13 protein-coding genes, 1 other RNA gene and 2 pseudogenes are annotated in these 14,419 nt (G+C 70.2%); 8 read left to right on the top strand and 8 right to left on the bottom strand.

Going from position 1 to position 14,419, the window contains the following annotated elements:
* The first annotated feature begins 116 nt into the window (after window positions 1–116).
* The 3 genes from FREUN1FDRAFT_RS34225 to FREUN1FDRAFT_RS34215 all read left to right on the top strand — a co-directional run bounded on the left by FREUN1FDRAFT_RS34225 (window position 117) and on the right by FREUN1FDRAFT_RS34215 (window position 2,233).
* Window positions 117–800: a response regulator transcription factor gene (locus tag FREUN1FDRAFT_RS34225; RefSeq protein WP_006544948.1), complete on the top strand. Its 684-nt coding sequence runs from the start codon at window positions 117–119 to the stop codon at window positions 798–800.
* A gap of 531 nt (window positions 801–1,331) precedes the next feature.
* A complete protein-coding gene (locus tag FREUN1FDRAFT_RS47100; RefSeq protein ID WP_369809846.1) occupies window positions 1,332–1,832 on the top strand; it encodes a transposase in 501 nt (166 codons plus the stop codon).
* Window positions 1,829–2,233 (top strand): type II toxin-antitoxin system VapC family toxin, encoded by a 405-nt coding sequence (locus FREUN1FDRAFT_RS34215; protein WP_006544946.1) that lies wholly within the window; start codon window positions 1,829–1,831, stop codon window positions 2,231–2,233. The genes FREUN1FDRAFT_RS47100 and FREUN1FDRAFT_RS34215 overlap by 4 nt, the downstream gene beginning before the upstream one ends.
* Window positions 2,234–2,452: 219 nt before the next feature.
* Here FREUN1FDRAFT_RS34215 and ssrA read toward each other — a convergent pair.
* Window positions 2,453–2,827, bottom strand: a transfer-messenger RNA (tmRNA) gene (ssrA, locus tag FREUN1FDRAFT_RS40775).
* 287 nt (window positions 2,828–3,114) lie between these two features.
* Here ssrA and FREUN1FDRAFT_RS34210 point away from each other — a divergent pair.
* The 3 genes from FREUN1FDRAFT_RS34210 to FREUN1FDRAFT_RS34205 all read left to right on the top strand — a co-directional run bounded on the left by FREUN1FDRAFT_RS34210 (window position 3,115) and on the right by FREUN1FDRAFT_RS34205 (window position 4,643).
* A complete protein-coding gene (locus tag FREUN1FDRAFT_RS34210) occupies window positions 3,115–3,582 on the top strand; it encodes a VOC family protein (RefSeq protein ID WP_006544945.1) in 468 nt (155 codons plus the stop codon).
* A 99-nt stretch (window positions 3,583–3,681) separates the two neighbouring features.
* On the top strand, window positions 3,682–3,822 hold the full coding sequence (locus tag FREUN1FDRAFT_RS44540) for a hypothetical protein (RefSeq protein ID WP_006544944.1): 141 nt from the start codon (window positions 3,682–3,684) through the stop codon (window positions 3,820–3,822).
* Between the two features lie 14 nt (window positions 3,823–3,836).
* On the top strand, window positions 3,837–4,643 hold the full coding sequence (locus FREUN1FDRAFT_RS34205; RefSeq protein WP_035956351.1) for a YoaK family protein: 807 nt from the start codon (window positions 3,837–3,839) through the stop codon (window positions 4,641–4,643).
* Between the two features lie 244 nt (window positions 4,644–4,887).
* On the opposite strand, the gene FREUN1FDRAFT_RS34200 is transcribed toward FREUN1FDRAFT_RS34205, so the two are convergent.
* The 4 genes and pseudogenes from FREUN1FDRAFT_RS34200 to ftsE all read right to left on the bottom strand — a co-directional run.
* Window positions 4,888–6,414, bottom strand: coding sequence for a hypothetical protein (locus FREUN1FDRAFT_RS34200; protein WP_006544942.1), 1,527 nt, complete (start codon window positions 6,412–6,414; stop codon window positions 4,888–4,890).
* A 5-nt stretch (window positions 6,415–6,419) separates the two neighbouring features.
* The gene (gene smpB, locus FREUN1FDRAFT_RS34195) at window positions 6,420–6,896 is read right to left on the bottom strand and encodes an SsrA-binding protein SmpB (RefSeq protein ID WP_006544941.1); all 477 of its coding nucleotides are present in this window, start codon (window positions 6,894–6,896) and stop codon (window positions 6,420–6,422) included.
* Window positions 6,897–6,975: 79 nt separating this feature from the next.
* Entirely contained in the window at window positions 6,976–7,848 is an 873-nt protein-coding gene (gene ftsX, locus FREUN1FDRAFT_RS34190) for a permease-like cell division protein FtsX (protein WP_006544940.1), read from the bottom strand.
* Window positions 7,849–8,087: 239 nt separating this feature from the next.
* Window positions 8,088–8,777, bottom strand: a pseudogene (ftsE, locus tag FREUN1FDRAFT_RS34185) (cell division ATP-binding protein FtsE); the annotation flags it as partial.
* A 272-nt stretch (window positions 8,778–9,049) separates the two neighbouring features.
* Here ftsE and FREUN1FDRAFT_RS34180 point away from each other — a divergent pair.
* Window positions 9,050–9,190, top strand: coding sequence for a hypothetical protein (locus FREUN1FDRAFT_RS34180; RefSeq protein ID WP_232295544.1), 141 nt, complete (start codon window positions 9,050–9,052; stop codon window positions 9,188–9,190).
* Here FREUN1FDRAFT_RS34180 and cobA read toward each other — a convergent pair.
* The 3 genes from cobA to prfB all read right to left on the bottom strand — a co-directional run bounded on the left by cobA (window position 9,178) and on the right by prfB (window position 12,943).
* The gene (gene cobA / locus FREUN1FDRAFT_RS34175) at window positions 9,178–9,957 is read right to left on the bottom strand and encodes a uroporphyrinogen-III C-methyltransferase (protein WP_006544937.1); all 780 of its coding nucleotides are present in this window, start codon (window positions 9,955–9,957) and stop codon (window positions 9,178–9,180) included. The two genes, FREUN1FDRAFT_RS34180 and cobA, sit on opposite strands and share 13 nt — an antisense overlap.
* A gap of 428 nt (window positions 9,958–10,385) precedes the next feature.
* Complete coding sequence (locus FREUN1FDRAFT_RS34170) at window positions 10,386–11,261, bottom strand: polysaccharide deacetylase family protein (RefSeq protein WP_006544936.1); 876 nt, start codon at window positions 11,259–11,261, stop codon at window positions 10,386–10,388.
* Window positions 11,262–11,842: 581 nt separating this feature from the next.
* A complete protein-coding gene (prfB, locus tag FREUN1FDRAFT_RS34165) occupies window positions 11,843–12,943 on the bottom strand; it encodes a peptide chain release factor 2 (RefSeq protein ID WP_006544934.1) in 1,101 nt (366 codons plus the stop codon).
* A gap of 1,202 nt (window positions 12,944–14,145) precedes the next feature.
* Here prfB and FREUN1FDRAFT_RS34160 point away from each other — a divergent pair.
* Window positions 14,146–14,419, top strand: a pseudogene (locus FREUN1FDRAFT_RS34160) (hypothetical protein); the annotation flags it as partial.

Raw genomic sequence — 14,419 nt, 5'->3', positions numbered from 1 at the left:
CATACTGCCGCTGAACGATGCGACGACCCGAACCGTCCAACCTGATCCCGTCGGACCTGATCCCGTGGTCCCGGTACCGGGACCCAGAGCCGAGCAACCGAGGAAGGAACGAAGCGGTGAGTGAACCGGGCACCGACGTCGCGGAGCTCGGACGACCCGTCACCGTGGTCGTCGCCGACGACCACCTCCTCATTCGTGAAGGCGTGCGGGCACTGCTCGAGTCCATCGCCGCGCTGGAACTCGTCGGGCAGGCCGCCGACGGCGACGAGGTGATCGAGGTGGTCCGGCGTACCCGGCCCGACGTGGTCATCATGGATCTCCACATGCCGGGTACCGACGGAATAACCGCCACCCGGCGGATCACCGCCGAACATCCCGGCGTCGCCGTGCTGGTCGTGACGATGATGGAGGACGACGCGTCGGTGTTCGCCGCGATGCGGGCCGGTGCTCGGGGGTACCTCCTCAAGGGCGCCGACCAGGACGAACTCCGCCGGGCGATCAACGCCGTCGCGAACGGCGAGGCCATCTTCGGTCCTGGAATCGCCGCCCGGGTGCTCGACCTGCTCGGTCGTCCACCGACGGCGCGGGTCAACGTCGCGTTCCCGGAACTCACAGCCCGTGAACGCGAGATCCTCGACCACCTGGCGGCCGGACGCAGCAACAGCACGATCGCCCGCAGCCTGGCTCTCAGCCCCAGAACAGTCGCCAACCACGTGTCGAACATCTTTGCCAAGCTCCAGGTCGCAGACCGGACCGAGGCAGCCATCCGAGCCCGCGAGGCCGGCTTCGGCAATTCCTGACCTTGAGCCTCAGATCCGCGCTTTTTAGCGTGCCGCCGACGAGCGCGAACGACTCCCACGACGTCGAGGACTGCACAGGCCGCCCGTCCGCGCGGACGACATAGGTCGTGCGCATGACGTCTCAACCGGGCAGGCGGCAGAGACGATCGCCTCGGGCGATCCCCCGCGCGGTCCGGCGTGGGCACCCTGTGAGCACCAGCGCTGGTGAGGGTGGCGAGGAACGCGGAGCCGACAGGCGTTCCTACAGGTAGAGGGGTCGTCCAAGGTGGACGACCCCTCTCGGCATCGGTGGACCTAACGCACCACAATAAGAACCGCCCGATCTTGGTTCAGGGTCCTTAAGTCACCGTTCGCCCGGTCTCCACGAGGCTCCCGACCAGGGGCGATGCCGAGTGAGCACCCGACTCGCAACATCATCGCCAGAATCGAACATGCGTTCCGCAGGTCTGGCGGGTCCGGACGCTGCGGTCCCGTTGGTGACGTCGAGCTGGCCCCGTCGTCCCGTCAGGGGCGAGTCGCCCTCGTCCTGGCCTGGCGCCGCATCCCCGGCGGCAAGCCCCAGCCGAGCTCACCAGGGCGAGCCCAGCCCCGAGCTCACCGGATGGTGTGCCCGCCCGCCTGGTCCTCACGGACGCCGGCTACGAAGGCTCGGCCGAGTTCCGCCAAGACCTCACCGACCAGAACCTGGTCTACGTCGTCGGTGTGACTCCGACCGCGACCGTGTCGGCCGTGCGGGGCTGCGATCGGCCGTTTGGCTCGCGTCCCGGCGGATCTCGGTGGCTGGCCACGCGCCGGTCGTATCCTCGACGGGTGAGTACTCTGCGGGACGAGCTGCACAGTCTGATCGACCGCCTGCCCGAGTCGCAGGTGGCGCCGATCCTGGCTCTCGTGCGCGAGAGCGCGCCCGCCGAGAACGGCGGCGACGATTGGCCACTGCCGGATTTCGTTGGTGCGTTGGCCAGTGGCAAGGGCGATCTCGCCGCCCGTTCGGCTGAGATCCTTCGCGCGGAACTGGGGCGCAACCCCGAGTGATTGTCTGGGATACCGGGCCGCTGATCGCCGCCGCTGACACCGACGACGAGCACCACGCCCGCAGCGTCGCTCTCATGCGGCGCACGCCCCGGCCGCTGCTCGTTCCCTATCCCGTCCTGACCGAAGTCTGTTTCATGCTCGAACGGGAGAAAGGCACCCGCGCCGAAGCCGCGTTCCTGCGCTCCATCAGCGCGGGACAGATCAGCCTGATCCCGCTGGCTCGCCAGGATCTCGACCGAATGGTCGAACTGGTCGAAAAGTACAGTGACTTCCCACTCGGCGCCGTCGACGCCTCCGTTCTCGCGATCACCGAACGGCTCGGCGCCGACGCCATCGCGACCCTCGACCGGCGGCACTTCTCCGTCGTCCGCCTCGCGAAGCCGGTCGCACTGTTGCCATGAAGCGCTGCTGGCGCGTTGCCCCGGTAAGTCCCCGTTAACCAGTCCGGCCGCCATTGACCGACCAATCCCCCGCAACTACGCTCCGCAATCAAGATCTGCGGCACGTTCGGGGAATCGAACCAAACGATCAGACCCTGACCTGGGCATCCTCTACTCGGTCAACCATCGGATCCCATAGATCTTGCCTATTTGCCCAGGTCAGGGCATTACTACTCATCGTGGTGGAGGTGGCGGGAATCGAACCCGCGTCCTCCGGCCCCGACACAGGGCTTCTCCGGGCGCAGCCTGCTTGTTTTTTCTCAGCCCCACCGGTCCCGCAGGCAAGCCGGTGCAGGCTCAGTCGCTGTTAGATGTCCCGACTCACCCCGCGACCGGGTGGGACGGTGATCCTCCTAGCGACGCCAGATCCTGGGCCGGAGGAACTCCCAGGCTGACGGCTACTTGGTCTCTGCTCAGGCCGCGAGGGCGTAAGCGGAGGTAGCAGGCTGCGTCTTGTTGGCAGCTATTGGTTCGAACGGATCGTTTACGAGATAACCGCTCATCCTCGGCCCGCTTCCCCTGCCTCGACGTCCGGAGTCGAAGCCGGTCACCCCCTGGTGTGTGACGACCAACCAACTGTACCGAACCGCCAGCTCTCGCTGGCCGCACAGACGGTCCAACGTCGACCGCCGCACGCATGTTCCCATACCCGCCGGAGCACCGCCAGCGGGTTTTGCCCGGGCGTGCCGACGCCGGGGCGGGGCGGATGTCCGCGGCCGGCCACCCGGCCCGCGCGGTCGCAGTTCGCAGGTCACGTCGCATCCAGGACATCGGCGGCGGAACAGGCGGGCGGTCCGTATAGTTGAACATTCAAGCTTGTGATCGGCGACACGGAGGGCCTAGTGGAGATCAAGGAACTTGGGCACCTGGTGCTCTATGTGCGTAACCTCGAGCGCTCCGCGACCTTCTACCGGGACGTCCTCGGCTGGCGCCAGGTGTTCCCCGAGCCGGACGGCGCGAACACGCTGGGCATCCCCGCCGCCGCGTTCTCCTCCGGGCGGACGCACCATGAGCTGCTGCTGATCGAGGTCGGCGAGGGCGCCGCCGCGCTGCCGCGCGGGCGGAGGGTCGGGCTCTACCACTTCGGGCTCAAGGTCGGCGACAGCGACGACGAACTGCGCGCCGTGCTGGCCCAGATCGCGGAGGCCGGCGTCCAGATCGCGGGCGCATCGGACCACACGGTGACCCACAGCCTGTACATCTACGATCCGGACGGAAACGAGATCGAGCTGTACGTCGACGTGCCGGGTGTCGACTGGCGCAACAACCCCGCGCTGATCGCGGCTCCGATCCGTCCGCTGCGCCTTTGACCCAGACCGCCGCGGCGCTGGCCGGAGCCACCCTGACCAGGCACTCCGGGTGGCTCCGCTCCGCAGGACGGGCGACTCCCGCTCCAGGACACTGACCGGGTGCGACGCGCGACCGACCCGAAGCACAACCACCCGCGCGCCCCGGGCCACGACGACGTGACCACTGCCGAGGACAGCATCTTCATCGGCGCACACGACGGCACGGCGGCACGGTCCACGGCAACGGGCACCGCCGCGTGACGGGCCTGATCAGGATGAGCCCTGGCGCCCGCCCGCGTGAGGCAGGCAACTGGCGGATCATCGCGCTCCTGTTCACCATGACGGCCCTGACCGGTCTGGTTGACTCGGTGACCTTCCTGGGCCTCGGTGAGGTCTTCGTGGCGAACATGACCGGCAACGTGGTGGTGCTGGGCTTCTCGCTCGCCGACCCCCGCGGGATCTCCGGTGTGCTCTCCCTGAACGCGCTGATCTGCTTCATCATCGGCGCGTTGATCGGTGGCCGGATCGGTGCCTGGTCGGCGCACCATCCGCGGGCGTGGCTCGGGACGGTCACCGCCGTCCAGACCGCGCTCGTCACGGCGGCGCTGGCGGTCGTCGTGGTCTGGCTGCACCCCTCGCTGGACGTCGCGGCCGACAAGGGCGGCCAGCTACGCGAGATGCCCAGCACGTTCGCGGACTACGTCCTCGTGTCCACCCTGGCGATCGCGATGGGCCTGCAGCATGCGACGGCGCAGCGGCTGGCCAGGCCGGAGATCCCGACGAACGTTCTCACCACGGCGATCACGATGTTCGCCATCCAGACCCGGGCGGGTGGCGGCCAGGGCTCCCAGGGCCTGCGGCAGGCGGCCGGGCCCGCGGTCATGTTCGCCAGCGCCGGCGCCGGGGCGCTGGGGTTCTTCCGGGTCTCCCCGCTGATGCCGCTGTGCTGCGGTCTGGCGCTCGCCCTGGCGAGCCTCGCGCTGGCCGTCACGCCGCCCCCGCTGGCCCGCTCCGGGGCCCGGCCGGCGCCGATGACGTCGTTGAAACGCCCGGCCGACGACGGTGAGACGTCCGAGGACTAGGACACCCGAGCGCAGGCGCGACGCCTGCTGGCGCGACGTCTGCTGCTGCCGAGCAGGATCCTGGGATCACGGCGTCTGGACGACGAAGATCCTCGGCTCTTCGAGTGGCCGCGCCGGGCTGTCGCTACGGCTGCGGCTGCTGCCTGGCAAGGGTTGAGGATCGTGGTTGTTCTCGCGACCGAAATCCTCAACTTTTGCGGATTGCCAGGTGGCTCCGGACCCCTTCTGTCGCCCTTCATGGGAATTACCGGTCCGGGATCTCCGTGCACAGAATGGCCCAGGGCTCGTCCCGCACCCGGGTCATGATCAGTGTCATGGTGGGGCCGCCGGGAACCAGCTGGCGCCTGGGCGGCAACAGCCGGCGGCGGATGCTCTCCACGTCACCGGCGAGGCCGCGCCGGCGGACGTCCAGTGCGCTGATGCCCGCCGCGCGCACCGCCGCGGCGACCCGCCGGACGTCGAAGGCCATCTCGGCCTCGACCCGGAGCACCCGGGCGAACGGGGTCGCAACCGGGTTCTGCGCGCACAGGAAGGCGATCATCGGGTCGATCTGCCAGCCGTCGACCAGGCGCGCGAGCGTGCCCACGAGGCCGGCCCTGGTCACCGCCGGATTCGGGTCGAACAGGAACCCCTCGGGCCGCCCCAGGGCGAGCCGCGTCGCCCCGCCGCCGCTGGCGCCGTCGCCGCCGTCGGCATCCGATGCTCCCCCGGGCGGGTCAGGCTCGCCGGTCAGGGTCGCGACCCGGAGCCGGGACTGCTCCCCGTTCCGCCCGCTGCCGGGACCCTGGTCAGCCCTTTCGCCAGGGGCGCCGGGGATGCTGGTGCCGGGGATGCTGGTTCCGGGGATGCTGGCGTCGGGCATGCCGCCGCCTGGGGCGCTGTCGGAGCCGAGCAGGACGGTCGCGCGCCGGGGCGCCGAGGCCAGGGCCGGGGAGAACAGCACCGCTTCCTTGAGGCCGCGGCGATCCGCGACGAACTCGACCTCCCAGCCGGGCGGGACGACCTCGAGCGGCAGGCCGGGAGCGGCCTTGACCGCCACGGCCGCGACCCGCTCCACCAGGCCGAAGCACCAGCTCAGGGGTGGTTCGCCGGCGCCCGCGGACCGGCGCTGATCGCCCTCCCGCCGGGCCGGGTCCACGAACACGCCGTCGATCCCGCTCAGGTCGGCGTCCCGGACGTCGCCCTCCCATGGCCGCACCTCGTGCACCTCGTGCGGCCCGTGCACCTCATTGGACCTATCCGGCTCGTGCGCCTCAGGCGGCTCGTGTGATCCGCTGTGCGGTCCCCGGCCGGCGGTCGCGTTGTGGACGGCCATCCGCAGGTGCAGCGGGTCGCGGTCGACGGCGAGCACCGGATGCTCGCCGGCCAGCGCCAGCAGATCGCCGCCGATGCCGGTGCACAGGTCGGCCAGCCGGCCCAGGCCCGCGAACCGGGCGGCTCGGTGCGCCGCGGCCCGCTCCGAGGAGGCCTGTTCGAGTCCGGGCCGGGTGAAGAACATTTGCTCCGGATGGCTGAACTTCGCCCTTGCCCGTGCCCGCAGCTCGGCCTGGCTGAACGCCGCGGCGACGAGGGCCGGTGGGTGACCGGCGGCGCGAAGCCGGGTTCCGGCGGCGAGCTCCGCCCCGCTCGCGAGCGCCTCCTCGGCACGCGCGAGCAGTTCCTCCCCCACCGGGGTCAGCAGCGCGTCGAACATGGCCAGCCTGCCGGCGACGTCGGCGACGTCGGCGGCGTCACCGGCGGCGCTGTCACCGGCGGCGGTATCGAGGCGCAACGGGTTCAGCCGCGACGCTTGGCCTGCTGGCCCATGATCCGGCTCATCTCGCGGGCCGCGTCCCGCTCGGCGAGGGCGTGGCGCTTGTCGTAGGTCTTGCGACCACGGGCCAGCGCGACCTCGACCTTCGCCCGGCCGTCCTTGAAGTACAGCGAGAGCGGGACGAGCGTGAGCCCGCCCTCCTGGGTCTTCCCGATCAGCTTCTCGATCTCGGCCCGGTGCAGCAGCAGCTTGCGGCGCCGCCGCGGCGCGTGATTCGTCCAGGTGCCCTCGGTGTACTCGGGGATGTGCACGTTGTGCAACCAGATCTCACCGTCGGCGATCTGGGCGAAGCCGTCGACCAGGGACGCCCGGCCGGCGCGCAGCGCCTTGACCTCTGTTCCCATGAGGACCAGCCCGGCCTCGTAGGTGTCGAGGATGTCGTAGTCGTGGCGGGCGCGCTTGTTCTGCGCGATCAGTTTGCGCCCGGTTTCCTTCGGCACTGCCGTCTGCCCTGCTTCCCATCCATCGCACGGTCCGTCGCGCGATCCATCGCACGGCCCGGCGCGCCGCCGGCCACCGTCACACCCGCAGGTGCCTGCGCAGCGCGACGGATGCCATGCCCGCCGCGGCGGTGACACCGACGGCAAGCACCGCCACGGCCGCCGCCCACACCGCGCCCCATCCGAACAGTGGGAACATTGTCTGATGGGCGAATCGTCCGTCCACCAGATATACCTTCGCGAGCACCAGTGTGCCGACTGCCAGCAGCCCGCCCACCAGACCGGCGAGCGCGCTCTCCAGCACGAACGGCGCCCGAATCGCGGCGTTGGTCGCCCCGACGAGACGCATGATCGCCGTCTCCCTGCGGCGGGCATGCGCGGAAATCCGGATCATAGTGTAGATCAGCACGAACGAGGCCACAGCCTGGATGGCGGCCAGCGCGAACGCACCGAGGGTGAAGCCGTCCAGGAACCGGTACAGCGGGCCGAGCAGGGCCCGCTGGTCCCGGACGGCCTCGACACCGTCCCGGCCGGTGTAGGTGTAGACGATCTCCTCGGCGTCCCGCGGATCGGCGAGGGCGAGGCGGAACGAGGCCGGTAGGTCGTCCGCGCTCACCCCGGCCACGACGTCCGGCGAGCCGCGGAAGTCACGGCGGAACCGCTCGTAGACCTGCTGTTTACTCTCGTAGCTGACCTTCGTGACGAGCGGGTCGGCCGCCAGCTCGTCCCGCAGCGCCTCGCGGTCGGCTTCGGGCAGACCGTCCTGCAGGTCGACGACGACCTCGATCTGGTCGAGCAGGAACCTGTCGACGGTGCGGGCCTGTGCGCGCAGGAGCAGCCCCGCGCCGAGCAAAGCGAGGCAGATCGCGACGGTGACGACCACCGCGCAGGTCATGCCCAGGTTGCGGCGCAGGCTGGTGGCGAGCGCCCCGAACAACGGCCCGGCTCGCATCAGGCGGCCCCCTCGCCGGGCAGCCCGACCGGCCCCTCCGGTTCCGCCGGCCCGACCAGGCCCACCGGTTCCGCGGGACGTCCCACGAAGCCACCGGCGGACGGCGCCCGCTGGGCGGGGACACCGGAGATACCGGAGACACCGGGGACGCCAGGCAGCCCGGGCGCGGCCGCAACGGTGGCGGGGGCGGCGGAGGCCGGCACGGTGGCGGAGACCGCAACGGTGGCGGAGACCGCAACGGTGGCGGGGGCGTCGTACCCGCCGCGGTGCTCGTCACGGACGAGGATCCCCGCGTCCAGCTCAAGGACCCGGCGGCGCATGGCGTCCACGAGGCCGGCGTTGTGCGTCGCCATGAGCACGGTCGTCCCGGCCTGGTTGATGTCGTCGAGCAGGTCCATGATCTCGGCGCTGGTCGCGGGATCGAGGTTTCCGGTCGGCTCGTCCGCGAGCAGGATCAGCGGGCGCCCGACGAACGCCCGCGCGATGGCGACCCGCTGCTGCTCCCCGCCGGACAGCTCGTCGGGGAAACGCTTCTCCTTGCCGGTGAGCCCGACCAGCTCCAGTACCTCGGGGACCACCGAACGGACCACGTGACGCGGCCGGCCGACGACGTCGAGCGCGAACGCGACGTTTCCCGCGACCGTGCGATCGGGCAGCAGCCGGAAGTCCTGGAACACACAGCCGACGGTTCGCCGCAGCAGCGGCACCCTGCGGTCGGCGATGCGGGCGACATCACGGCCGGCGACCTCGACCAGGCCCTCGCTCGCCCGCTCCTCCCGGATCAGCAGGCGCAGCAGCGTCGACTTTCCCGAGCCCGAGGGGCCGACGAGGAACACGAACTCGCCCGCGTCGATCTGCGCGGTGACGCCATGCAGCGCCGGACGACCGCCGACGCCGTAGCGCTTGGTCACGGAGGCGAGTCGGATCATCGGGACCTCCCTTGCCCACCCGTCAGACCCATCACGATACGTAGTTGGATGGGTGAGGTCCCGCATCGTCGCCCGCGCGCGTCCGCGATCGTCGGGTTGGCGGCACCGTGTGCGGCAGCGAACAGCACCGGCCCGGCGTACCGTGGAGGCGTCGCATCGCGTCCAGCCGGTGACGGGTCCGCTCTCCGCAGGTCCGTCAGTCGCGGGACCGGGCTGAAGGAGGACGGCACATGTGCTGCGAGGACCTGGTCTGCGCTAGGTGCGCCGCTCCGGTGGCGGAAGGCCGCTGCCCTTCGTGCCGCGCCGCGCGTGAGTCTCTGCACCACTCGTCGTTCACGATCTCACCGCAGCTGTTGATCGCCCTGGTCGCGGTGCTGCTCGCGGTGCTGGTCGTCGCCGGCTACCGGGTCTGAGGCCGCTCGTCAGAGCCGAAGATTCGCCCGAGCCGAAGGCTGTCGCGCAGCCCGACCACGTCGCCGATCACGATCACCGCCGGCGACGAGACGTCCGCGGCCTGCGCCAGGTCGGCGATCTCCGCCAACGTCCCGGTGACCAGGCGCTCCGCGGGCGTGCCACCATCCTGGATGACCGCCGTCGGGGTCTGCGGCGAGCGCCCGCGCTTGATCAGTTCCGCGCTGATCCTGGACAGCGCCGCGACGCCCATGAGAACGACGAGCGTCCCCGGCCCGGTCGCCAGGGCGTCCCAGTCCGCCGTCGAGCCGGGATGGGACGGATCGATGTGCCCGCTGACGATCGCCACGTCCTGGGTGATCCCGCGGTGGGTGATCGGGATGCCCGCCAGCGCGGGCACCGCGACGGCGCTCGTCACCCCCGGGACGACCTCACAGGGCACCCCGGCCGCCGCACAGGCCAGCGCCTCCTCCCCGCCCCGGCCGAAGACGAACGGGTCACCGCCCTTGAGGCGGACCACGCCAAGGCCACGCCGGGCACGGTCGACGATGAGGTCGTTGATCTGCTCCTGAGTCAGGTTGTGCCCGTGCGGCGCCTTGCCCGCATCGACGATCTCCACCGTCGGTGCCAGCTCGTCGAGAAGGTCGCGAGGGGCCAGTCGGTCGACCACGACCACATCCGCACGGCGCAGCAGGCGCAAACCCCGAAGAGTGATCAGGTCACTCGGACCCGGGCCACCCCCGATCAACGCGACCCATCCGCCCCGCATCTGCACACCACTCCCCCGGCATCCGCTGCCACCGCCCGACAAACCCGCCTGTCGCCGACACCCGCCTCCCGCACGACGTCTGCCTGCCCGGTCAGTGTGCGTCCTGACCGGGGTCGGCCGCGACCGCGGGCTGCATCGGGTGACCATGACACCCATCACAGCGGGCGGGCGTGACCGTGTGACCACGGAGAATTCCGGCCACGGATCATCCGCGCCGGCGGGCACGCCGGGTGGACGCTTCCACCTCCGGGCGGCCGGCGACACCTTCGTGTGCGGACCGAGCGATTCCTCGGTACCAGGAGACGGGTCTCGCCGCCAGGGTGATTCCAGGCGGCGCCGTCAGTCGTGATTCCGCGTCATTCCCGCGAGATTCCGGGTGTTGTCCCCGGGATTCCGCGCGAGGTCCCCGGCATTCCACGTGAAGGCACTCAGGCGGTCTCCACGCCGAGGCGCCAGCGGATCGACCGATAGGCCCGCCAGCCGGCCCGGAACCTGCGCCGCGCGGCCAGGGCGGCGTCGCGATGCCCCTCCGTCACCAGCCGCAGAATGTCGCCCGCCCCCACGGAGCGCCCGACGATCAGCCGACTTACCTGGAAGCGGGAACGGCTACGCCGGTGGATGCGATATCCCACCTCGCAGGCCGAAGCAAATCCGGCATTCTCGACGATCTGCCGCACACCCGGAGAATGGTAGCCAAAGGGATAGCTGAAGCTCTCCGGTCGCTGCCCGGTCTCCTCGGAGATCGTCCGCATGCTCGCGGTCACGTCATAGCGGGCGATGGCGGGCGGGACGACATCGAGCTCCACATGCCGGTGCCCGTGAGCACCGATCTCGATCCCGCGATCGACCAGGGCGGCCAGCGCCGGCCAGTCCAGCAGGGCCAGCTCGCGCCCCGCATAAGGCTCCAGCCAGCGCGCCCGCTGCCCCACGTACGCGGTCGGGACATACAGGGTCGCCCGCGCGCCGAACTCGGCCAGCACAGGCAGCGCCCTGGTCACGAAATCCTCGAAGCCGTTGTCGAAGGTGATCGCGACCTGGCGCTCCCGCGGGTTCGCGAGGGCGTCGGACAGACTGGTGACGGTGTAACCGTGCTCGGCCAGGCTGCCGAGCTGCTCGGCCAGCGCACCGGCGGGCACCTCCCACCTGCGGAACGCGGTCGCGGAGGAGTCACCGATGCTGTGGTACATGAGCACGGGGAGCGCGACCCGGGACGATCCGGCCTCCGGCGACGAGCCGTCCTGAGAGGTACCGGGGGGCCACGTTCCGTCCGGCGAAGCCGTCGCGGCCGTCGACATTCCGGTCATCGGTCGTCACGCCTCGAGGCGACCACCGTGAGTTCGGACATTCCACCCGCCGTCTCGTCGAAGAAGCTCGGTCGGCAGTACGTGGAACGACAGTACTTCGATCTGGTGCGCTTCGAAGGACAGATCCACGAATCCACGTGATGCCCCCATCCCGCGCCACTGCCAACGGGCCCCAGGAACCACGTCGCACGGCGGCGTCAAACGGAGCGTCACTCTACACGCGCGCAGACGTTGAGCCAATCCCTGGATGTCTGTCCCGGTCGATGGGATCCAATAGTCGGCAAGATGAGGGGACCAAAAGACGATCTCCGGCCGGTACTGCGGTGATTGAGCCTTTTCCGTCGTCGACGCGGACCCGCAGCGACGATGATCGACAATTGTGAGATGAAAAAGGCTCATTGAACCTTTTCCGTCGTCGACTCGGACTCGCGACATCCCGTGACCGTGGACCATGAGACGGAAAAGGATCGCCATTCGACCGAGTCGTGACGTCAGAAAAGTGGCAAAAGATCCTGTCTTTTCCGGCCGATCGCGACGGATTCCATTGCCGAATCAGCACTGAGAGCAGCCGGAAAGGCCCTTCATCCGTCCTTTTCGGTGGCCCTGCGCCACCTGATCTCACCGTCGATGAAGTCATCGATGTCACCGTCGAGCACCGCGCCCGTGTTGGACGTCTCGACCTCGGTACGCAGGTCCTTGACCATCTGGTACGGATGAAGCACGTAGTTCCGGATCTGCGACCCGAACGACACATCCTGCGGACCCCCGGTGAGCCGCTGCTTCTCGGCGGCCTCCTCGGCGCGGCGGCGCTCCAGCAGCTTCGCCTGCAGCACCATCATCGCCGCGGCCTTGTTCTGCAGCTGGCTGCGCTCGTTCTGGCAGGTCACCACGATGCCGGTCGGCAGGTGCGTGATGCGCACCGCGGAGTCGGTGGTGTTCACGCCCTGACCACCGGGCCCGGAGGAGCGGAAGATGTCGATCCGCAGCTCCTTCTCGTCGATGTCGACGTGATCGGAGACCTCGACAGCCGGTGTGACCTCAACACCGGCGAACGACGTCTGCCGGCGGTTCTGGTTGTCGAACGGCGAGATCCGCACCAGCCGGTGGACACCGTGCTCACTGCGCAGCGTCCCGTAGGCGTAGGGGCACCTGACCTGGAAGGTCGCGGACTTCAGGCCCGCCTCCTCCGCCTCGGAGGTGTCGAACACCTCCGTCGCGTAGCCGTGCCGCTCAGCCCAGCGCAGGTACATCCGCAGCAGCATCGCGGTCCAGTCCGCCGCGTCGACCCCACCGGCCCCCGCCGAGAGCTGGACGATCGCATCGCGCTCGTCGTACTCCCCGGACAGCAGGGTGCGGACCTCGAGGGCGGAGATGTCGCGCGTCAGCGACGGAAGATCCACCGCCATCTCGGCGAGCAGGTCCTCGTCGCCGAGATCGAGGGCGGCGATCAGGTCGTCGAGGCGACGGCGCAGACCGTCGACCCGGGCGATGTCGCCCTTGACACCGGACAGCCGCCTGGTGACTGCCTGGGCACGAGCCTGGTCGCTCCACAGGTCCGGATCCGCCGCCTCCTGCTCCAGTTCCTGGGCGCGGCGGCGCAGACCCTCGATGTCGAGCACGGTCTCGATACCAGCCAGCGTCGCGTCGAGAGTCTTGATCTCCTCGGAGAGGTCGACGGCCATGATGGCCAGCCTACCGGCGAGCGCGGGTGCGCCGGCGGACGGTTGATCGGACGCGGATCCTGGCCCATCCGCACGGCGTTCCGGAGCCGTCCAGCCAGGCGTTCCAGTGCCGTCCAGCCGGATGCTCCGGAGCCGTCCGGCCAGGTGCTCCGGAGCCGTCCAGCCAGGTGCTCCGGGGCCGTCCGGCCCAGGGCGGGTGTCCCGGCCCGGGCACGCCGACCGCACTGCCCGCATCGACCGCCCGGCCCACACCCGCCGCGGACCGATGACCGCGGTTGTCGACACCTTCGCAACCTTCGCACCGCCCGCGGGTTCACCGCGCCCACGTGGCCTGCGCCACGCGGACGGTCGAGTCACCAGAAAGAAACATGCAACGGCACGCTGAAATACTTGGTTAACATCGGCCCGGCCAGGTCACCTGCAGCAAGCGAAATGGCACGAGATGTTTCGGCGATGACATCGGGAGAGGTGCGTTCCACATCACGCCCCGCACCCGAGCCGCTCCCGAGGCGGACGGAAGCGATATCGTCGTTTCCATCGCGGCGCGGTGAGGCGCGGCGTCCTCCATTCGCTCGGCGGGTGGCCCGAATGCTTCCGGGCGGCCTTCCGGGCCGATGCGGGGCGGCGTGCCGCATGGTGGCTCGCGTGCCAGCGGACGACGGGGTCCGCGGGGCCGGGATCGAGGCCACCGCGCCGCGATGTCGGCAGGCGACCCACACCTCGCAAAGGCATCCGCGCTGACGCGGGCACCGTGCGGGTTGATCGGGTTGTCGTACGAGAAGCGGGCGACGCGGCCCCGGTGGCAATGACGTAGCTCTGGCGGCAATGCTGCTGCCTGATCAGGCCCGGCATCGAAGGTGCTGCCGTCCACACGTTCTCCTGTATTCGGACTAAGCACGCTTTGGAGCAGGCATCGACCGGTGGGCCCACCACCGGTGTCTGATGTCGTCCCTTCCGGCCCGCGGCCAGCACCCGCGGCGGCGGACCTGGCCGGCGACGTCAGCTGATGGCAGCGGCAAAGCATCAGACGTGAGGTCAGCGGATATGCGTACTCGCAACAGCCGGCAACCGATGCCCGCCGGATACCCGGCCGGGCCCGGACGACCTGTTTGCGAATGTCAGGCACGTCATTCCGCCCGACGGCGCCGTCCGGCATCCGACCTGCTGGCCTCCCCGGGGCAGACCGCCCGGGCGTGGTCCCGATGAAAGCCGAGTCCCCCGGAACGGCGGGGCACGAGACCGCCGCCAGCCTGCACGACACCTGCCTGGCGGCGCTGCGTGCGGCGGTGGCCAACTACGAGACCGTCGACCTCGCTGTCACGGCCTCCACGCTCGAGCCGCTGGAGGAGACCACCCGGACGATTCCGCAGCAGTACCGCCTGCGTGGACGTCCGGCCATCGACTGGATGTGGCTGCACGCCGCGGTGACGACCGCCGCGGCGGCCGCCGCCTACGACCGCGGGCAGCACGCGCGGG

It is taken from the genome of Parafrankia sp. EUN1f, assembly GCF_000177675.1.
GTDB lineage: Bacteria > Actinomycetota > Actinomycetes > Frankiales > Frankiaceae > Parafrankia.
Note: the sequence above shows the minus strand (reverse complement) of the source record. Positions and strands in the feature narration are given on the sequence as shown.